The organism is Gramella sp. KN1008 (assembly GCF_004332155.1).
Lineage (GTDB): Bacteria > Bacteroidota > Bacteroidia > Flavobacteriales > Flavobacteriaceae > Christiangramia.
On record NZ_SJDV01000001.1, the window covers coordinates 629,873 to 653,232 of the forward strand.

Consider the following 23,360-nt stretch of genomic DNA (forward strand, 5'->3'; position numbering starts at 1 on the left):
GGTATTACTTTGAAGCAATATAAATGGTTGATACGCCAAATGTCTGAGGCAGATCTTTTACATTTATAAACCCGATTTTTTCCAAAATATTGTTGAAAGTAGAGCCATAGGGAAAATTTGCAGCACTTTCACTCAAATAAGAATATGCGTTCTTATCTTTTGAAAATATTTTGCCAATCACGGGCAATATGAAATTTGAATAAAATCGGTAACCTTGCTTGTAGGGAAATTTGGTGGGTACCGAGGTTTCCAATACTACGAAAATACCGCCAGGTTTCAAAACCCTGAAGATTTCTCCCAGACCTTTTTCCAGGTTTTCAAAGTTCCTAACTCCAAAAGCTACGGTAATAGCATCAAAAGAGTTACTTTCAAATGGTAAGTTTTCTGAATCCCCCTGGATCATTTCAATTCTGGGATCCAGATTTTTTTCATGGATCTTTCTACGACCAACTTTCAGCATCCCTTCAGAAAGATCAAGACCAACTATGCGGGAGGCTTCGGTCTGGGCCATTTGGATAGCAAGGTCGCCCGTGCCAGTTGCAATATCAAGTATACTATCAGGACTAGTGGCTGCAACTGCTGCTACTACTTTTTTTCTCCATTTTACATCAGTACCCAGGGAAATGACCCTGTTCAAGCCGTCATAGTTATCCGAAATATTATCGAACATCTGCTCAACCTGTTGCTTTTTGGAGAGTTTAGAATCCTTGTAAGGCGTGACCTTTTTACCCATAAAAAAACTTTGGGCCAAAGATAACTTATATGCTTAAAATACCTTACAGATCATGAAATTTTTATCTTAAGCATCTGATTTTTCGTTTCTTTAAAATAGCTTAACTTTGCTCTTTCAATTTGAAGCTGTTATATGAAAATAATAATCGCCGGTGCAGGTGAAGTAGGATTTCATTTAGCTAAATTACTTTCCTTTGAATCTCAGGACATCACGCTAATTGATCCAAATCGGGATAATTTGGCCTATTCAGATACCCATCTGGATATCAAAACGGTGAAGGGCGATGCGAGTTCTATTAAAATTCTTAAGGAGGCCCAGGTGAAGTATACCGATATGGTAATAAGCGTAACTTCCAGTGAAGCTACCAATATTACGGTTTGTGTACTGGCAAAACAGCTTGGTGCCAAGCGGACTATAGCTAGAATATCCAATACGGAGTTCCTGGAAAATCAGGGCGAATTAGGATTTACCCGATTCGGGATCGATGAATTGATTTCACCCGAAGCCCTGGCGTCTCGTGAGATCGAACTGCTCCTAAACCAGTCTGCATTTAATGATAGCTATGAATTTGAAGATGGTGCTTTAACCATGATCGGTGTGAGTCTTTCAAGAACCGCGACCTTTGTGGGGAAGACGGTTAAAGAAGCTGCCCAAATATTTCCCGAATTGAATTTCGTGCCTATTGCGATTCAGAGGTTTGGGACCCAGTATACACTCATTCCTAGAGGAGATACTCAATTTAAGGACGGGGATCAGGTTTATTTCATTACATTGAAGAATGGAGTGGAAGAATTATATAAACTTACAGGAAAAGTAAGGCAGGATATTAAAAATGTGATGGTTTTAGGCGGAAGTAAGATAGGACGAAAAACTGCCGAAGATCTTTGCCGGAATAATTTCAAGGTAAAGCTGGTTGAAAAAGATCGGGAGAAAGCCTATGAACTTGCTGATGAATTGCCGGATACGCTTATTATTAATGGAGACGGAAGAAATGTGGAATTGCTCGAAGAAGAGAATATCCATGATATGGACGCGTTCATAGCGGTGACTGGTAATTCGGAAACTAATATTATGTCATGCTTGGTGGCCAAGTCTAAAAGTGTTAAAAAAACTATCTCCCTGGTAGAGAATATGGATTACTTTCAACTAAGTCACTCTATAGGGATAGATACACTTATAAATAAGAAACTTCTTGCGGCAAACAATATTTTCAGATACGTAAGAAAAGGTGAGGTGGTCGCTATGACCAAACTCAATAATATGAACGCCGAGCTTTTGGAATTCATAGTAAAACCTGAGTCACAGGTGAGCGATAAGAGAATCAAAGATCTTGATTTTCCACGATCGGCTATTATTGGAGGGATTATAAGAAACGGTACAGGAATGATCGCTTTGGGAGATTTCCTTATCAAACCCGGCGATAGAATTGTAGTATGTTGTCTACCTCGTTCTATCAATAAAGTAGAAAAACTCTTCTTGTAATGCCAAGGCTGAATTATCAAATAATTCTTCATGTCATGGGCTTATTGCTGCTTTGTAACGGCGGGTTCATGTTATTAGCCACACTCGTGAGCTGGTTTTATCAGGACGGTGTTACTCTTGAAATATCTACGGCAGCTCTTATAACTCTTTTTGTGGGAACTTTGTTAATGTTTACAACACGAGGCCATAGTAAGGAGGTAAAGATCAGAGAGGGCTATATAATCGTAACATTCGGTTGGATATTTATGGCTCTTAGTGGTGCGCTTCCTTATGTGATAAGTGAATCTATTCCCAGGTTCACTAACGCTTTTTTCGAAACCATGTCCGGTTATACCACAACCGGAGCTTCCATTTTAAATGATATAGAAGCGATCCCGAAAGGGATATTATTCTGGCGAAGTCTCACCCACTGGATAGGAGGAATGGGTATCATTGTCTTGGCGATTGCAATTCTCCCACTTCTGGGGATAGGAGGGATGCAGTTGTTTAGTGCTGAATCGCCCGGCCCCAGTGCAGATAAACTGAAACCGCGGATTACCGATACAGCGAAAAGATTATGGTTAATATATGTTTCCTATACCCTTGCCGAAACTGTATTATTATGGACCGCCGGGATGAGCTTTTTCGATGCGATAAATCATGCCTTTAGCACGCTCTCTACAGGAGGTTTTTCTACTAAGAATGCCAGTATTGCTTTTTGGAATGATAATCCGGCGATCCAGTATATTATCATTGTTTTTATGCTCCTGGCCGGTAGTAACTTTGTACTAAGTTATTTCGCTTTTAAAGGAAAGTTTAGTAAAGTACTCCACGACGATGAATTTAAATGGTATTTCTGGTTTATAGTAGGTTTTACGATGATAACTGCTTTAGTAATCTATTTTCAGGCAGATGTAAGTATCTCCTCGATAGATCATCCTATGGTGCTGGGAGAAGGGGAAAGTGCTTTCAGGCATGGGTTATTTCAGGTCCTGGCGATAATTACAACCACCGGTTTCGTGACCGCTGATTATACGATGTGGACACCATTCCTCACTATTCTATTCTTTGGATTGTTTTTTCTTGGAGGGTCTGCGGGTTCAACGGCGGGTGGTGTTAAAGTTATGCGCCATCTCATTATGATAAAAAACGGACTTATAGAATTCAAGCGTACACTACATCCCAATGCTATTCTTCCGGTGCGTTTCAATGGAAAATCCATTAGCAAAGAGATCGTTTTCAATATTCTTGGATTCTTTATCCTATACATGCTGGCTTTTATTATCGGTGCTGTAGTTCTTGCCGGGCTTGGGCTGGATTTCGAAACAGCCATTGGTGGAGCTGCCTCATCTCTGGGTAATATAGGTCCGGCCTTCGGAGGCCTGAGTCCGGTAAATAATTTTGATATGTTACCCGATTTTGGTAAGTGGTGGTGTAGTTTTCTGATGCTTATAGGAAGGCTGGAACTGTTTACGGTGTTAATTATTCTAACCCCATTTTTCTGGAGGAACCGATAAAAAAACCGGCCTGTTAACAGCCGGTTCTATAAGTCTGAATCATCAGAAAAAATATTTTATTCCATTACCGCCTGCTTGATTCTTTTTAAAGCTTCTTCAATCTGCGATTCACTGGCAGCATAGGAGATCCTGATACATTCAGGATTACCAAATGCATCTCCGGTCACAGTAGCTACGTTTGCTTCTTCCAAAAGGAACAGGCTAAAATCAGTGGCATTAAGAATCTCATGTCCTCTTAATGTCTTTCCGAAGAAAGCGGATACATTAGGGAAAACATAAAAAGCTCCTTCCGGCTCGGGAGTTACAAAGCCATCAATTCCGTTTAAGAGATCGATTATCAGTTTTCTTCGGCTCTTAAATGTATCAATCATATGACTGATCTTGCTCACAGGTGCTTCCAAAGCTGTAATAACAGCACGTTGAGCTATACAATTAGCTCCACTGGTTATCTGCCCCTGCATTTTATTACAGGCTCTTGCAATGTATGAAGGAGCTCCTATATAACCTATTCTCCATCCCGTCATAGCAAAGGCTTTAGATACACCATTCACTGTTACAGTGCGGTCATACATATCTTCAAACTCTGCCATGGAAGCATGACCACCCACAAAGTTAATATGCTCATATATTTCATCACTTACCACTATTATATCCGGGTATTTTTTCAGAACATCTGCCAAAGCTCTTAATTCTTCCCTGCTATAGACCATTCCGCTAGGATTACATGGAGAACTGTACCATATCATTCTAGTTTTTGGAGTAATGGCAGCCTCCAGCTGCGCCGGAGTTATTTTGAAATTAGTTTCTACGCTAGTGGGGATTTCTACAGGAATACCCTCAGCTAGTTTTACGATTTCAGCATAACTAACCCAGTAAGGGCAGGGAAGTAGTACTTCGTCACCCGGATTAAGTATGACCATTGCTACATTCGCAAGGGATTGCTTAGCTCCTGTAGAAACAACTATCTGAGATCTGTCATAAGTTAACTTATTGTCTCTTTTGAATTTATTGATGATAGCATCTTTTAGTTCTACATAACCATCAACCGGAGTGTAGGAATTGTAATTATCATTAATTGCCTTAATGGCAGCCTCTTTTATGAAGTCGGGAGTATTAAAATCGGGTTCTCCAAGGCTAAGCCCGATAATGTCTTTTCCTTCTTCCTTAAGTTCACGTGCTTTCGCTGCCATAGCTAGCGTTTGCGAAGTTGCCATTGATTTGATGCGATTGGATAATTTTTCCTGCATGATTTTAAATAGTTTAAATATTGATTTGCAGCAGTTTCTTGCGCATGCTTTACCACAAGGAAAAGCAGCTTCAAAGTTAAAATTTTATAAATTTCATTGGTCTTTTTTCAGAAAAAATAACGATAAAAAATACCTATTTTTGAGGCAAATTATTGAGCAATTTGGAATTAATAGAGAAATATTTTTCGAATTTAACAGAAGAGCAAAAATCCAGGTTCAAAAAGCTGGAAGAATTATATAAGGATTGGAACCTCAAGATCAATGTGGTATCTCGTAAAGATATTGATGAACTCTATCTGAGGCATGTACTTCATTCTTTAGGTATTGCGAAAGTACAGGAATTTAAAGCAGGCTCTAAGATTTTGGATGTAGGTACCGGTGGTGGATTTCCTGGGATTCCTCTGGCAATAATGTATCCGGATTGTGAATTCCATTTAGTAGATTCTATTGGAAAAAAGATAAAGGTGGTCAATGAGGTGACTGAAGGCCTTGGACTCAAAAATGTAAAATCTTTCAATAATAGAGTTGAAGAGCTGGATGGTCAGTACGATTTTATAGTCAGTAGAGCTGTGGCTGTTATGCCAACCTTTGTGAGATGGGTAAAGGGTAAGATAGCCAAAGAACAAAGACACGATAGAAGGAATGGGATACTCTATCTCAAGGGTGGTGATCTAAGCGAAGAGCTCAAAGATTATCGCACTGCGGAAATCTTTGAGCTTTCCAATTATTTTGAAGAGGAATTCTTCGAGACTAAAAAGGTCGTTTACCTTCCTTTAAAATACAGATCGTAGTTTTATTCCTTAATTATTATTTTTTTGGATAGGCTTCTGTCTCTTGAATGTACTTTTACTATATAGATGGCTGAGCTTAATGGCCTGTCCATCTCCAGACTTATTGTTTTTCTGGTTGGAATATTTTCAAAACTCCTGATAATCTGACCATTCATACTGAAGAGTTCTACATGTTCAATTTCTATTAGATCCGGATTGGTAAGAATAACCTCCTTCGTATTCCGCAGATAATCTACATATATTTCCGGTGCATCAGTAGTAGAAGGTATTTCTTCTTTCTCTTCAGTGGTAGGTTTTTTAAATACTATTTCATACCTGTCGTTTATATAACCTGGAGAGGCTTCAGCTTCAAAAGTTCCTTTTAATAGATTATGATAAGTATCTTCTTTCTTATCATGGAGGTAAATATTGACGTCAGAGAAATTTTCCAGCTCTTTGATGTCGATTGAAAATTTCCCTTCCTTACTAATTTTCATTCCTATTGGAAGTACCTGGTCATAATTAAAGTTTGGAACTGCCTGGATTACAAACTCAGAGTCATTAATAAGCCAGTACATGTCCTCGGCGTTATCTTCTATAAGCGGCGCATCATAACCAAGATCAAAATCGTTGGAGGTATTTGCATCTGCTGTGACCAGTATTTCCCTATGGTAACCTTTCGGTGAAGCAAAATGCAGTCTTATTTTGTACCTGCTGTCCTTGGTGTACTTGGCCTGTTTCACCTGAGATTTAGTTGGATTTATTTGGGATAGGAATTGAGAATCATTAGTGCTTTCCTTAACAAATGCTCTCTGGCTGTTTTTAAAAATTATGTCTCCACCAGAAACCGAATAGTTTCCTATTCCATCATCTAGTACCGCATTTACAAAAAAGCCTTGGGCTACCGGTATATATCGGCCAGGAGTATTTGTACTTGTCTGCCCCGTGGCATCAATTCTCTCATCTGTGGAAACGGCAGGGATCCCACCAGATAGATTAAAAACTCCATAGCCTCCAACATATTCCTCAAGATAATGGGAATTTTGTGGTCCGAAATGATCCCAGAAATACACAGCTCCGTTAAAAATATTACTTGAGTTTCTTCCCCCGTTCACATCTTTTAGATTATCTCTAATGAATTCTTCTGCATCTATTGCCGAAGGATACGGATTACCAACCAATCTGTTTTCTCCTGCTGAAATGCTCAATAGGATATTCCCGTTATTTGGCTTTCCACGAAAAACATAATTTTGTGGTGTATCGATAGAAGCACTTCCGGAAGTTCCTTTCATTGTGTAACCTTCACCGGCTAGTAGCGGATCGGTTTCACTTATCTGGTGCCATTCAACATATTCATCTGCTGCACCTCTAAATGTCCATAACCAATAGGTGCTAATTCGTTTTCCTCCGGAATAATTATAATCAGCATATTCGTACCAGTAATCAAAAGATAGGGGAGCCGGAGAAGTAGGATTAGTTCCATCCTTAAGAATACTGGCAATTTGATATCCGTAATTATTAGCTGCTCCCTGAATGCTAACAGGAGATGACCAGTAATTGTAATTGAAACTGTTTGCGGTTCCCTGTTGATCGCGATCCAGATATCCAATACTGTTTTCATCAAGTATACTGCCCTCTGTCTGCACGAGCTGTGATTCTCCTTCAAGGTCGATTATCCCGTCCAAATCTAAATAGTGAGTTATGGTAAGAGCGTGTCCTGTCTCACTGGAAACGTTTCCATCCATTGTTAATTCACCCGATTCAGATAACAGCCCCAACATATAAATATCTTGCGCGGTAGAATTAATATCGTGAGAAATTCTCGCGATATTCCAGTTAATGTACTCGCCATTAATCCCTATGCCATTTGGAACATCCCATACAGTGGGCCTTAACCAGGTGTTGGTATTTCTCCAGGATCCGTTCTGATTAGAAATATAGGGTAGCGGGGCAGTGTTTTCCTGAGAAGTTTGAATATTTCTAAGAATCCCGTTCACTTTATTATTTGCAATATCAGGTGTCTCACCATTGGAAATTTCGTTAGCCATTAATCTGTAATAACCCTTAAGGTTACTCCATGAAAGGAATTCTGGGACATCCATTGGTAAAACTTCTCCCTTCGTTTTTCCTCCATTACTAACAATTCTCTGGTTCATCATGAATCGTAACTGGTTAACCGAAAGTGCCACATTCCAGATCCTTAGTTCTTCCATCCAGCCATGAAAATAGTTCCTAGGCACATCAGGATTTGTTGAGTCATAGATGCCACCGAGTAGGAATGGAGCAGATGTTGACGCAGGATTCGAAGCTGAGCTGTTTCCAACCCTAATGCCGTCTACATACAGTTCAATGCTTGAATTTTTATAGATAACGGCCAGATGATACCATCTGTCAGTTGAAACTTTGCTGGAAGTAGAAACAGAATTGCTTCCCCATCTAAAAGTAGGAGCTCCGTTGTTGATGATAAGGTCAAAGCCGCCATTATTAATATTGGAATAATCTCTTTTTGATAAAACAGTGCGCACTCCGGAAACCGATTTTGGTTTAACCCAGACCTCAATGGAGAAGGAGCCGGAGGAGAGTGGGTAGTTATCGCCCATCAACACATGATCATCCACGCCATCAAAATCCAAAGTACTACAATCAGCGGCAAAAGTAACCGTCATTTCGCTTGTTGAGGCACAGGTTCCATCCGGATGTGATATGGTCCATCTTAAAGTATAGGAGCCATTGGTTCCAGTGAATTCAGAATTTGGATTTGAAGGCTCTGTGATAGTACCTCCGGTGCCAGATACGATGGTCCATTCCCCGGATCCGGTTACTGGAGTGTTAGCTTCAAGATTAGTAGTATTAAAACCACAACCAAAGATTTGGTCTTCACCAGTTTCAGCTACAGTAAGTTCTTCAGGCTGTGTAAGAGTGACTGTTTTAATAGCCTGACAGCCATTTGCGTCAATTACAGTAATGGTATATTCACCTGCTGACAGACCGGTAGCAGTGGAAGTAGTTTGTTCGGAAGCGTCATTCCAGAGATACTGATAAGGCTCTCCCGATTCAAAAGGAGTACCGCCCGAAGCAGATACAGAAGCTTCTCCTAATTCTCCAAAACAAACCGGATTAATTACAGATGTTTCTAAAGTAAGTGGATGAGAGGGCTGATTAATTGTAACGGAGGGAATTTCATAGATTTCTCCATTATAGTCTTTAACCCATACTGTATAATCTCCGGCATTTAAGTTGTTAAAAACATTCCCGGATTGATAACCTGTGCTTTGACTAGTAATACTATACTGATAAGGACTCATTCCACCGGATGCCGTTACATTAATTGTACCTACATTGTCACCATGGCATAGCAGTTCATTAGGGACAGCTTTGGCAAAAAGAGGGGATTCTACATATTCCTGATTACTGGAAGAATAACATTTTGGCTTTGGTTGGCCCTGGCCGCAATTAAATTGTTGGGCGTTATTTGAAAAGGTTAGATAAATATTTTGTAAAGTAACAATATCACCACAATTATATTCAATTGGTATTGTCCTAGCCGGTTCTGGAATCGCCTGCCTTTCATAAAAACAACCATTTTCAATATAAGTGGTTATCTCCCCGGTCTCTAAATTAGTTATGGTGTAAGTTAACTCAGCATATAGAGAGTATCTCGTAGACTGGTTGCCCAGCATAATATAAATATATTTTTGGTCTGATGTATCACAATTAGAGGAGGTGATCTTATTACCTTCAACATCTCCAACATAGTAGTTGGTTGCAATAAAGTCATTTGACACACAATTTGGACGGTAGCATTGTCCTACGAATTGAGTATAAGAAAATGTTTGACTAAAGTTTTCAGAATCGGTTACTGTTAAAGTGATAACCTTATTACCAACTTCAGAATAATTTACTTCATGAGATCCAGCTCCTGTGGCACTGGAAGGAGTGGCATTATCTCCAAAATCCCAGGAATAGGTATAGGGCCCTATTCCTCCTATTGCAGTTAGATTTTCGACTTCAAAATATGAAGTCCTTATAGCATCTTCTTCTTCGCTTGTACATATGGATGTAGGAATAATAGTTGCATCAATAATTTCAACTATTGAGAATGCAGTAGTATAACTACAGCCTTTCGCGTCAGTCACAGTTAATTCATAATCACCCGCAGCTAAATTGGTTGCTGTTTTTGTTACTTGGAGTACAGTACTGCTTTCAGTATTTCTCCATTCGTAAGTATATCCGGGAGTTCCTCCTGTTGCATTGGCTGTAGCAGTTCCCGTGGAAGAACCATAACTGGTGGTTCGGGTTGTGCTTACCTCAGCCGTTAGTGGAGCGGCTGGTTGGGTGATTTCCACAGAACTGTTCAATACCACTTCACAATCGGTGTAATCCGCATCTCTTATATAAACTGTATACGTGCCACTGCTTAAGTTTTGAAGTGTAGTTTCTGATTGCCATGACGTTCCATCTACACTAAATTCGTAGTTCCCGTGCCCTCCTGTTACCTGGCTCAGGCTTATAGTTCCATCGTTGCCGTCATAACAGCTAACATTCGTCTTACTTATTGAAGCGCTTAATTCAATTGGCTGGCTTACGGAAACAGATTTCTGTAACGCACAATTCTTCTCATCCTTAACGAAAATTGTATAATTTCCTGCGGAAAGTCCGGTAAAGGTGGTGGAGGTAGTAAAATTAGTATTATCCAGGGAATACTGGTAATTGCCATTACCTCCAGACATGTTACCAACTGTAATAGTTCCATCGTTACCTCCAAAGCACGTAGCTTCAGTACTGGTCGGCTCGGTCATACTTAAGGCTTCAGGCTCTGTAACCTCGATGGTTTGGATGAATTCACAGTTTTTAGCGTCTCTGATCTTCAGGGTATAGGTACCCGCGGTCAGATTAGTGAAAGTATTCGATGAACTAAAAGTACTATTACCCAGTGCATAAGAATAATTGCCATTTCCTCCTGAAGGAGTCCCGGCGGTGATCGTTCCGTCATTACCTCCATTGCAACTAACTGGAGTGAAAGTTGGTTGTGTGGCGGTCAAAGGTTCGGGTTCAGTGACGGTAATGGTTTCCGTAGCTTCACAACCCTTATTGTCGCGAACAGTTATAACATGATCACCGGCAATTAATCCGGTAAATGTTTTGGAAGTTGAGAATGCTCCGCCGTCAATACTATATTCAAATGATGTATTTCCTCCTGAAACGCTGCCGACCGTAGCAGTACCATCTGAGCCTCCATTACATGAAACAGGAGTGGTAGTGGAACCTGAAAGACTTAATTCATCAGGCTGGGTTACGGTAATTATTTCGGTAGCTTCACAGCCTTTATTGTCTCTTACTGTAATCGTGTGATTACCTGCGGAAAGACCGGTAAATGTAGTCGCAGTTGTAAAATTTCCATCATTGATGCTATATTCAAAATTAGAGTTGCCTCCTGAAACCGTACCAACGCTTACGGTTCCATCGGCCTCCCCGTTACATGAAACGGGAGTGGTAGTGGAGCCTGAAAGACTTAATACCTCTGGCTGGGTAACAGTAATTATTTCGGTAGCTTCACAGCCTTTATTGTCCCTTACGGTAATAGTATGATTACCTGCGGAAAGGCCTGAAAATGTATTTGTCGATGAAAAAGTTCCCCCGTCAATGCTATACTCAAATCCTGTATTTCCTCCCGATACGGTCCCTGCAGTAACAGTTCCATCTGCTTCTCCGTTACAAGAGACAGGAGTATAGGTGGAGCCTGAAATTGCTAAAACTTCAGGTTGAGTAACTGTAATGGTTTCAGTGCTTTCGCAGGAATTGTTATCAAGTACTGTAATGGTATAAGTTCCTGCAGCAATATTTTCGAAAGTTTTAGATGTTTGATAATTCCTCCCGGTTATTTTATACTGATAAGGGGAGGTCCCTCCGCTTATATCTCCAGCAGTAATAGTTCCGGTATTTTCACCAAAACAATTAGGCTCCACAAATGAAGTGTTCGCAATTTCCAAAGGATCCGGTTCTGTTATGGTAACACTTTCCGAGGCCGTGCAACCACTCGCATCTTTGACCGTTACGGTATAGCTTCCCGAAGAAAAGCCAGTGAAAGTCTGTCCAGACTGATAGTTACGTCCATTTATCTTGTATTCGTAGGGAGCGGTGCCTCCCGTAGCGGTCCCGGCTATTATCTCGCCATCCGAAAGTCCATTACAATTAGGTTCCACAAATGAAGAGCCGGTTAATGCAAGAGCTTCCGGTTCTGTAATTGTAATAGTTTTAGTTGCAACACAATTATTTGCATCCTTTACATAGATGGTATGATCACCTGCGCCAAGACCGTTAAAGTTCTTTCCATTTTGATAGGAGCCATTATTTAGCTTGTATTGATAACCAGAAGTCCCACCAGTAACATCTATAGAAATAATGGACCCATCTTTACTGCCTTTACAGGTAGGTTTTGAATAATCTGTGTTATTGATTTTTAATTCATCTGGTTGCGTAATAGTAAGGATCTCGGAGGTTTCACATCCATTATTATCCCGAACACGGAGAGTGTAGTTTCCCGGAGTCAGACCGCTGAAGGTATTAGATGTCTGCCAGGTAGTTCCATTGATACTGTATTGGAAACCAGAATTCCCACCACTGATGGTTCCGGCGGTAATTGTTCCGTTATTTTCACCGTAGCAGGTTACATCTGTTTTGGAAGAGCCTGAAAGGCTTAGAACATCTGGTTCATTTACGATAATATTTTCTGATGCTTCGCATCCCTCATTGTCACGAACTCTCACTGTATAAGTATTTGCCGTAAGTCCGCTGAAAGTTTTTGAGGTTTGCCAGGTAGTCCCGTTGATGCTGAATTCATATCCTGAATTACCTCCCGTTACGGTCCCAGCTGTAATTATACCGTTACTCTCGCCATTACACAAGACATCAGTAGAAGAAGAGCCTGAAAGGCTTAGAATATCTGGTTCGCTAACGATAACATTTTCTGATGCTTCACATCCCTTGTTATCCCGTACTCTTATAGTATAAGTATTTGCTGTAAGTCCGCTGAAAGTTTTTGAGGTCTGCCAGGTAGTCCCGTTGATGCTGAATTCATATCCTGAATTACCTCCCGTTACGGTCCCAGCTGTAATTGTACCGTTGCTCTCGCCATTACACAAGACATCAGTAGAAGAAGAGCCTGAAAGGCTTAGAACATCTGGTTCGCTAACGATAACAATTTCTGATGCTTCACATCCCTTGTTATCCCGTACTCTTACAGTATAAGTATTTGCTGTAAGTCCGCTGAAAGTTTTTGAAGTCTGCCAGGTAGTCCCGTTGATGCTGAATTCATATCCTGAATTACCTCCCGTTACGGTCCCAGCTGTAATTGTACCGTTGCTCTCGCCATTACACAAGACATCAGTAGAAGAAGAGCCTGAAAGGCTTAGACCATCTGGTTCGCTCACGATAACATTTTCTGATGCTTCACATCCCTTGTTATCCCGTACTCTTATAGTATAAGTATTTGCTGTAAGTCCGCTGAAAGTTTTTGAAGTCTGCCAGGTAGTCCCGTTGATGCTGAATTCATATCCTGAATTACCTCCCGTTACGGTCCCAGCTGTAATTGTACCGTTGCTCTCGCCATTACACAAGACATCAGTAGAAGAAGAGCCTGAAAGGCTTAGACCATCTGGTTCGCTCACGATAACATTTTCTGATGCTTCACATCCCTTGTTATCCCGTACTCTTATAGTATAAGTATTTGCTGTAAGTCCGCTGAAAGTTTTTGAAGTCTGCCAGGTAGTCCCGTTGATGCTGAATTCATATCCTGAATTACCTCCCGTTACGGTCCCAGCTGTAATTGCGCCGTTACTCTCACCATTACATAAGACATCGGTAGAAGAGGAGCCTGAAATTTGTAATTCGTCCGGTTGAGTAATTTCAATAGTGATGGATCCTGAATTTCCATCAGTGTCTGAAACCTGTAAAGTATATGTGCCGGAATATAAACCGCTTATATCCTCATTAGAGGATGTGAAAGATGGTCCAGACCATGAATATGTATAATTTGAATTACCTCCGCTAACAGTCACATTAATTGCCCCATCATTCTCTCCAAAGCATGAAACATGCGTGAACTCATCAGAAGATACTGTGAGATCTGCAACTGAATTGTTTGTAGAAGCTACTATAAAGCTAAGCGTGAAAACAAGAAGAAGAAATATTAGTCCCCCGGTTCTCACCGATGAGGTAATTTTATTCATAGGCTACCAATGAATTTGATTTTCATCGGTAAAAATACACATAAAATCGATAAACGGTATAAAAAAGACTAAAAATTTTACAATAACTGGCTTTAATTCAGTTTAATAGCTTTATTTAACGATTATCTGTTTATATAAGTAAGAAAAATCTTTCAGTACTAATTGACTATGATCTTTTTATTGCTTACTGCATTCTCGCTGAATACTTTGATTATGTATACTCCGGCTCTAACCGGGCGCATTCCAAGCAATATCTCTCTTTGAGATGGGAATTCGTCAAATTCCTGAACTAATTTCCCGTTCATATCAAAGATCATTACTTTGGAGACATCCAGCATACTTTCGTTAGCAATCATTATTTCTTTTCTGTTATTGCTATAACTGATTCCCACCCCGTCAATCACAGGTAGTGTGCCTGGATCCGCAATGTCAGGATCTAGAGCTGCTTTAAAGAATACAAGTTCGAACCTGTCCTTTATTTCTCCAGTATCAGAAGTTCCCACATAGGCTTCATCCAAGATGTCATGAATTGAATCCAGTTTTTTATCCTTTAAATAAATTTGTTTGTCTGCAGGCCAGTTCTCGGTACTATCTATCTTAACGGTGAACTGCCCTTCAGCCTGAGTTTTAATTGCCAGTGGAAGTACCTGGTCCTTTTCGAAATCCGGAACTGCCTGAATAACATAAGGACTATTGTTCACCAACCAGTACATATCTTCAGCATTATTCTCAATAAGTGGAGCATCATATCCCAGGTCAAAATTATTAGAGGTATTTGGATCCCGGGTCACAAGTATCTGCCGGTGATATCCGGCAGGTGACTGGAATTTTAATCTGATTTTAGCTCTATCGTCTTCTGAAGATCGTGTTGAAGAAGTCTGGCTGGATTTGAACCTGTCTTCATGAATTAAGAAAATGGAAGGATCACCATTATTTTCTCTTTTGTAAACTCGCTGACTATTTTTAAAAGAGATACTTCCTCCATCAATAGTGATTCCTACATTGGTCATTGCCTCATCTGTAGTGCTATTTAAAAAGAAGCCCTGAGCCACAGGAATATATCTTTGGGGTATTTTAGAGCTTTCATCCATCGTTGCATTTATCCTCTCATCAACAGAAATAGCTTTTACTCCTCCTGCAAGTGTGTAGGTAGCATAACCTCCTATATATTCTTCTAAAAGATGGGTCTGATTTGCAAAATGATCCCATAGGTAGATCACTCCATTAAAGACATTTTGAGTATTTCTTCCACCTGAAACATCTTTCAGGTTGTCTTTGATGAATTCATATGCATCAATAGAAGATGGATAAGGGTTTCCAACAAGATAGTTTTGATTGGCACCAATAGATAAATTAATTGTGCCATTATGAGGTTTGCCTCTAAACACATAGTTCTGGAATAGACCCAACCCTACTGTTCCATCGGTTCCTTTCATTGAATAACCTGAACCGGTATATGCTGTTCCATCTTCTCCCAAGTGTGTCCAGTCACCGTAAATATCGGCTTCTCCACCTCTGAAGTCCCAGATCCAGTAAGAGCTTATTGTAATAGGATTGGTTTTTGCTCCATCAGCTGCAAATTCCCATAAGTTAAAATTAATTGACTGCGGATTTCCAGAAATTGTGCCGTCAAGTAATACGGAATTTAAAACGTATCCGGAATTATTGGCTGAACCCTGTACACTAACAGGACTACTCCAATAATTGTAATTGAAACTACTAAGTCTTCCCTGTTGATCTCTTTCCAACCAGCCGTTACTGTTTTCCTCAAGTATACTGCCTTCGTCCTGCAATAATTGAGATTCTCCCACCAGATCCATATTTCCGTCGAGCCATAAATAATGTGTAACTCTGATAAATTGCCCGGCATTAGTTTCATCCATGGGGCCAGCCGGATTTGCAATAGTTAATTCTTTACCCACCGTCTCCGACTTTAAACCAAGAACCGTAATATCTTTTGCCTGTGAGGTGATATCATGGAAGGTCCTCACAATATTCCACTCAATAGGATCACCATTTACCCCATTTGCATTTGGGATATCCCATACTGTTGGTCTTAACCAGGTACTGACACTGGTCCATGGGCCGTCGACTCCAGATAAATATGGTAAAGGAGCAGTATTCTGCTGGTTCGTTGTCATATTGTTCAATGTCGCCGGAACGGAATTTAAAGCCAGGTCTGGCGTTAATCCATTGGCAGGCATAAGAGAAGCATCAAATGTTTCCAAATTGGCTGGATCGGGGTCCGAAGAAATTAATCTATAATATCCTGCAAGATCTGAATATGCCAGTCCACCAGGAACAGGCATAGGAATTTCCATTCCCATATTAGCTTCATTCTGCAGATGCTGGTTCATCATAAACTGGATTTGTTCCTGAGTGATCTCTGTGTTCCAGATTCTCACCTCTTCGATCCAGCCAGAGAAATAATTAGTGGGAATACCGGTATTGATATCTCCGCTAGCTCCTATAAGCAAAGGAGCTGTGCTGTTAGTTGCGGCAGAACCGGTGGTTCTGTCTACGACTTTTATTCCGTCTATATAGAGGGTGGCTGAAGTACCATTAAAACTTACAGCAATATGATACCACCTGTCATTTATATCAATGGCCTGAGAGGATGTTAGAACCCCACCATTCCATCTGAATACAGGTTTACCATTATTTAGTTCGAGTTCATATCCATCACCACCATTATGCTGATCCCTTTTAGAGATAATCGTTCCGTTTCCGCTTTCCGGTCTCACCCAGGCTTCAAGGCTATAGAATCCGGTATAATTAGTACCTGCGTCTACATAATCATCTACTCCATCAAAATCAAGGGCAAAACATTCTTCTATAAGTATAGGAACTTCATTCATTACCGGTGGACAACCGGTATTCTCAATTAGTAAGTCGTTTTCGTCAACCGCAGTTGGTGTGAGGGTCCATTTGAAAGTATAAGATCCGAAAGTATCTGGTATAAAGACAGCATTAGGATCGTTTATGGCTGCCAGGTTATCATTCTCATTAGTCAAATGACTTTCTGAGAAGGTATAGTCTGCCGGACCTGTGATTTCCCATTGGCCGGTATAGCCATCAAGAGTGGGATAAGAAGTTATTTCACCCTGGAAGGCTCCGATAACCGAAGCCGAAAGAATTATGGAATTAGAACCACATTCGCCTTCCTCAGCGGTTGTAGTTACAGTATATTCATCAAAGGCAAAAACTTTTACAGATTTGGCATGCTCCGTTACAGGGCATGATTCTCCATTAGAATTATATACTAGAGTGGTCTTAAATTCAAATGTATTCCATCCTATTAATGTGGGGATCCATGTTTCGGTATTACTTGTACCAATTATTACCGGGTTGTCAGGATCTGTATAATCTGTCCACACCTGAGAAGCGCCTTGTGGCCCATCGGCAAAATCAATATTATCGATAGCCCATACATCTCCTATTTGGCTGCCCTGGTAATTAAACCTTATTCTCAAATTAGTTTCACCTAAATAAGGGCCCAGATCAAGTTCAATTTTATTTTCTGGTCGATCCTCTACTGTACCTAGGGCAAAATCAGCAAAATTACCACTTGTAATTCCTTCTTCTGAATCAGCAGGAACACCTCTAACATATAGCGGTGTTTGCTCATATGTAGCACCGCCATCTGTAGATATTTCCACACTTATATAAGCACCTGGAGTCAAATTATATGCCTGGTCAAATGTTAGAAGGGCTGCATCCATATCATCAATACCAAATACAGGCGTCTCAATGGTAGAATTATTTCCACTAGAAACCACTCCAAATCCCTTATTTCCATCCTGGATCCCGGTTGCCCAAAAAACATCTTGATAATTATAAGGAGAGGTTAGTTCGGCTGTTGTCAGAGGGTGATCCGTAGCTCTTTTCCACCTGTCTGGCCTGGTATTGTTAGCGTCAGTATCAAATCCAACTACGTCTCCTTCCAGGGTTACTCGCCAGCCGTTGTTGGTAATACCGGCGTTATCAAATAATCCATCTTCAGATATTGTGCTTCCGCTTGTATACCCTGATTCGGCAGTTAATCTTACTTCATCTCCAAAACAGATGACATCGGGATCAACGGTAACGGGTTCCGGAAGAATTTCAGAAGAGATTATAGATAGTATGGCAGTTTCTGAATATACCGGATCAGGACATGCCCCACTAGTTATCTCAACTCGAAAAACTGTGCTTCTGTCTCCAATTAGACTTTCTATTTTACCGGCAGATAAAACATCTCCCTGGAAGGTTTCTCCATTTTCAATAATAGTGGTCCAGGTGGTCTGATTGCTTGCTCTGTATTCCCATTTTTCTATGCTTCCTGTAATTCCGGTAAGCTGTATATCTACAGCATAACCAGGATCTTGCACTTCACATATACTAAAAATTCTTCCTACACCTACCCAGTTTAACTCTCCACCCTCAGGTAGTGGATCAACACCAATAGAAATTTCTTCTGAATTTGCTTCATTACAAACCCCGCTTTTTACAACAGCTCTATAAGTCGATGCAACCGTATAATTCTCAATAGTAAGGATTTCTGAAGTTTCATCTATAGTGGTCCAGGAGGCACCATTGTCTACAGATTGTTCCCATCTTTGAATTTCACCTATATAATCTGATAATGTAATAGAGCCTGATCCGTCAATACAAATTGAAGATGGCCCGGATAGCAGACCTCCTTCTGAAGGAGGATCTACTTGTACTTCAATTTCTGCTGAATTTACACAACCGTTACTATCTGTTCCTATTACAGTATAAGTTGTATTAATAGTGGGAGAAACACTAATATCGGCACTCGTTCCAATTTCTGTTTCACCTTCCATCCAGATGTAAGACGTGGCACCTCCGGCTCGCAAAGTTGTAGAATTTCCTTCGCAAATAATTTCATCGTCATTTGAAGCGGTTACTTCCGGAAGAGCATTTACCGTTACACTAATTTCTACAAGATCGCTTTCACACTCATTTGGCAGAGTTTGACTTACATAATAAATAATTGGCGATGAAGTGACAGTTTGGGTATCCGGAGTAGGAGCCGTATTTCCAATGAAATTCGAATCCGCATCATACCAGTTTAAGGTAGCGTCGCTAACTGGAGTGGCGCTCAGTGGTTCGGCAGTTGAATTATGGCATAAACTAACGCTTGCCTCAGTTTCTGGAACTGCCGGTTTTTCTTTGACTATAACTTTTACAGGAACGCGATTGCTTTCGCACACATCCGGAGTCTGGGTGACCCAGTAGGTGGTTTCACCAAAGTCGTCTGTAGATGGTGTAGGGTTAATTGGATAACCAGAAGTATCTGTGAATAGGTCATCTCCTGTTTCGGAAGCATACCATTTTAGATTGGTTCCGCTTATTACGCTCAATGGTTCAGGTGTATCAAACTGGCAATAAGTGATATCTTCAACTTGTGGGTCGTCCGGGAATTGATTAATCCTTAAATAGAATGTGTTTGAAGTAGCAGTTGAACAACTGAATCCATCAGGGCCAGTTATTTGAACCTGATAATTTCCATTATAAGCATCGTCATTCCCAATATTTGAGATTACAAGCGAGCCTTCGTAAACCCCATTTCCATCCCTGGTAGGTGGATCAAAAGTAAGATCTGGATCTGAATTGATATCGAGTGGGTTCCCATCCTTTAACCAGGCGAAGCTGAGTTCTGCACCGTTCGCATGGGCGATAAAGTCAAAGATAGCTTCAGATAGACCATCCCCACACACGCTTACATCCCTGGCTGGTGCGGTTATCACAATATTTTCGTCCACGTTTATTGTAACGGTTTCGGAAGTAACGAGGGAACAGGAATCGGCTCCGGATACTTCTACATAATAACTACCTGCATTAGATGAGGTGGTATTACTGAAGGATAAGGTAGGGGAGTTTGGACCTACTGGAGCTCCTTCTTTATACCACTGGTAGTTTAAATTATCTCCTGAAGCCACCACTGATAATTCTGAAGGTTCTGTAGAACATACCCCAACATTTGAAGGTTGTGTGGTAATTAGCGGTTCTTTATTTACAGAAACGTTGAGATCATAAGAGACTGAAGGACAATTTCCGGCAGGATCTTCCGTGGTTAGGCGTAGAACGATATTTGCGGCCTGATTGGAAGGTGGGGTGTAGACCACATCTTTATAATTTACCGACATTGTAGTAGAGCTAAGACTTCCTCCACCTGAAACGATCTCCCACTGCCCCTGGCTCGCACCGCCAGTTATATTTGCTCCGTTGAGTGTTAAAGTTGAATTAGAACATATTACCTGGTCGCTCCATTCTTCAATAACTGGCAGAGGTTCAAGAGTAAGAGTTAAAGTAGCGTAAGCTTCTGCACAATTAGTATTATTTGGTTGAACAGTATAGGTTAAATCTACATTTCCATTAGAAATATCAGTGCTTCCGGGAGTATAAGTACTGGTAGCTGAGCTCGCATTGCTAAATGTACCATCTCCTGTTGTAGCCCATGTGCCTGTATCATAATCTCCGGTTAAAGTTGCTGTAATATCATAAGTCTCATCCTGACAAATAGCAGCAGTATTAGGATTAATTTCTACTGTTGGTTGTTTAAAAACAGTGACTACAACTTCGTCTGAAATCTCACCACAGGTCGTTGGTGAACCTGTAGTAGTTATGGTTAGTGTTACTGAGCCGTTTGCAATATCATTGGTTCCTGGCGTATAAGTTGAAGTTGAAGATGTGCTGCTTGAAAAGCTTCCATCTCCATTTGTTGTCCATTGAATACCAGTTCCGCTCGCCCCGGTAAAACTTCCGCTGAGAGCGGCCGCTTCTGTTGAACAGATTGAAAAGTCTTCTCCTGCATTCACCGAAGAAGCTTCATCGACAGTTACCACTACGGTATCTGTAGCATCCGGTGAGCAGGGGCCGCTCGCGGTAAGCGTGAACGTTATATCTCCGATGAATGAAGCATCGGGAGTAAATAGCGGTGTGAGAGAATTAGCATCGTTAAACGTACCTGCTGTGGAAGGGTTAGCCGTCCAGGTAGCGGTTTCTGCGCTTCCTCCAATTGTTCCTGAAAGATTGATCTCTCCAGACTGACAAACTGAAAATGCAGAAGAGATAGAACTCACCGACGCATCCTCATAAAAATAGATAGTCATTTCATCTGCACCGGCCTGGCAGGCTCCTTTGGGCGCATCAGTTATAATTCTAAGTGTAACGGGACTAGCAGGTCCATCGGCTCCTCCTGGTGTATAAGTGGCATTCGCAAGATCGGTTGGGTTATTAAGAGTACCACCAGCCGTTACAGGTTCCCATCTAGGATTTAATTTACCGGCATTTCCATTTCCAAAACTAGCCGTACCGGTCAGGTCTATACTTGTAATATCCTGGCAAACGGTTTGATCTTCTCCGGCCTGTACTTCTACAAAATCTTCTACATCCACTTGGAGTTGTTGCCAGTCACTTGTTCCGCAAATATTGCTGGTTCGAACTTTGATAAAATTACTTCCTCGTACAGAATTATTTGTGGCTTTTACAGTTACAGCGGTACCATCATTATCACCTCCCTCTTTGAATATCCATCCCGTTGGTAACTCCCATTCATAGGAAGTGGCACCTGTAACTTCAGCAATAGAGAAATTCAGGTTATCGGCAACAGGACAAATGGCAGTTGGGCCTGTTATAATTCCTGGTTGGGCGGCAATTCCGGATATAACTTCTACTTCAATGATTGAACTGGTGATAACATTTTTTCCAGCTGCTATACATTCATCATTATTTGTGACCTCCAAATAAACCTGCACGTTTGTGCCAACCGGAAGGTCATTAGGACTGAAGGAGCTGCTGGTTCCTGCAGGAGATCCATTCACGTACCATTGGTATTCCGGATTAGAACCACCGTCGGTTAAATTAGAAGTGAAATTTACCACCGAGCCTGAACAAATTAAGTTGTTATCGGTTGAGATCGTAATAGCCGGAATTAGAATAGGATTTACAGTGATCTCTATGCCTGTGCTTTCAGCCGGGTTAAGTGCCGGATCCACGCATTCAATATCTGATACCAATTCAACGCTTACTATATCCCCATCACTTAAGCCGGAAGTGGAAAATGTTGGAGTGGTAGTAGTTGAAACAGCCGAACCATTGACTTTCCAGTTATATTGAGGATTGTCACCTTCATTACCAGGTGTTGCATTAAAAGTTATGGAAGCTCCATCACAAATAGTATTATCCGTATCAGTAGTGGAAATACTTACTGAGGGTATCTGTAATGGATTAACCTGAACATCTATTGAGTTACTTTGAACCGGATTTGAAGAATCATCCACACAGGCAATATTTGAAGTCATTTCTACATAAACATTCTGAGAACCCACACCTAGCGTGCTGGTCTTAAATGTCGCAGAATTGCTTCCAACCGGATTGCCTCCCACATACCATTGATATTGTGGGTTATTTCCTCCATCAACAGGAGTGGCATTAAAAGTTACTTCTTCTCCTTCACAAATATCATTATGATCGGATATTATGCTTACCTGAGGTGTGATCAATGGGTTTACCGTGATGTCAATCGTGTTACTGGTAACCGTTGGAGGTGCCGCACAAGGAGCATTGGAAGTCATTTTCACATTAATACTATGATTTCCGCTACTCAGGTTGGAAGCGGAAAAGGTAGAGGAGTTGTTGCCCACAGAGTTTCCGTCTACAAACCATTCGTAGGAAGGTGAAGTACCCCCTTCTATTGGAGCGGCCGAAAAATCTATAGTTTCACCAAAACAAATATTAGTTTCGGATGCAGATATATTAACCTGCGGATTTCTTTCATTATTTACGGTAACGGTATGATAATCGCTGTATATTGTAATATCACCACTATCACAGGTCGCTACCACTTTAATTCTTATTCTGTCCCCATTAGATATTTGGGTTTCCCCATCTAATGTGATTGTGGTACCGCTTGAACCGGTAGTTATCGGATAACCTGATCCCGATGTAATATCGGACCAGCTACCTCCTGAATATCTTTGCCAGGTATAGGTATAAGAACTGGAACTCCCAGGGGTAAATGCTGAAACGTAGAAAGTGATATCTTCAAAAGAACATATAGTGGTCGAGCCGTTAGGTTGAATGCTTACGGTTGGATTTGTCGTACACTGGCTGTAAGCTTTAAAAGAAGAAAAGCTTATCAGAATAAAAAATATGTAGACTACTTTTAAAAGTAATTTTTTCCCCATAGTTGCCAGGTTTAAATAAAACAATAGTTGTGTAGGGGTAATGAATTGGGGCTAAAAAAATCGTGGGGCAATAACTTGAGCTAAGTCATCTAAAAGGTTGGGGAGTAGTGAATTAGCAGATAAATTTAAATGAAAAAACCGAATAAACACTAATTTTTCGCTGAAAAACGTGATTACTCGGTGAAAATGTAGGAAAATTCGATATGAGAA

The 23,360-nt window shown here is 40.8% G+C and carries 7 protein-coding genes; 3 read left to right on the top strand and 4 right to left on the bottom strand.

Annotated features, from left to right (window positions below; all coding sequences use genetic code 11):
- Window positions 1-4: 4 nt before the first annotated feature.
- Window positions 5-733: a bifunctional demethylmenaquinone methyltransferase/2-methoxy-6-polyprenyl-1,4-benzoquinol methylase UbiE gene (gene ubiE / locus EZJ28_RS02905; protein WP_131394719.1), complete on the bottom strand. Its 729-nt coding sequence runs from the start codon at window positions 731-733 to the stop codon at window positions 5-7.
- Window positions 734-865: 132 nt separating this feature from the next.
- On the opposite strand from ubiE, the gene trkA reads away from it, so the two are divergent.
- Window positions 866-2,215, top strand: a complete 1,350-nt coding sequence (trkA, locus tag EZJ28_RS02910; RefSeq protein ID WP_131394721.1) for a Trk system potassium transporter TrkA — start codon at window positions 866-868, stop codon at window positions 2,213-2,215.
- On the top strand, window positions 2,215-3,711 hold the full coding sequence (locus tag EZJ28_RS02915) for a TrkH family potassium uptake protein (RefSeq protein WP_131394723.1): 1,497 nt from the start codon (window positions 2,215-2,217) through the stop codon (window positions 3,709-3,711). Before trkA ends, EZJ28_RS02915 begins: the two co-directional genes overlap by 1 nt.
- Window positions 3,712-3,767: 56 nt before the next feature.
- On the opposite strand, the gene EZJ28_RS02920 is transcribed toward EZJ28_RS02915, so the two are convergent.
- Window positions 3,768-4,958, bottom strand: coding sequence for a pyridoxal phosphate-dependent aminotransferase (locus tag EZJ28_RS02920; protein WP_131394727.1), 1,191 nt, complete (start codon window positions 4,956-4,958; stop codon window positions 3,768-3,770).
- Window positions 4,959-5,119: 161 nt separating this feature from the next.
- Here EZJ28_RS02920 and rsmG point away from each other — a divergent pair, with 161 nt between their 5' ends.
- The gene (gene rsmG, locus EZJ28_RS02925; RefSeq protein ID WP_131394729.1) at window positions 5,120-5,749 is read left to right on the top strand and encodes a 16S rRNA (guanine(527)-N(7))-methyltransferase RsmG; all 630 of its coding nucleotides are present in this window, start codon (window positions 5,120-5,122) and stop codon (window positions 5,747-5,749) included.
- Between the two features lie 2 nt (window positions 5,750-5,751).
- Here the strand turns inward: rsmG and EZJ28_RS02930 are convergent, their stop codons facing one another.
- Window positions 5,752-13,956, bottom strand: a complete 8,205-nt coding sequence (locus tag EZJ28_RS02930) for a LamG-like jellyroll fold domain-containing protein (protein WP_131394731.1) — start codon at window positions 13,954-13,956, stop codon at window positions 5,752-5,754.
- A 158-nt stretch (window positions 13,957-14,114) separates the two neighbouring features.
- The gene (locus EZJ28_RS02935; protein WP_131394734.1) at window positions 14,115-23,150 is read right to left on the bottom strand and encodes a LamG-like jellyroll fold domain-containing protein; all 9,036 of its coding nucleotides are present in this window, start codon (window positions 23,148-23,150) and stop codon (window positions 14,115-14,117) included.
- Between the last annotated feature and the right edge of the window lie 210 nt (window positions 23,151-23,360).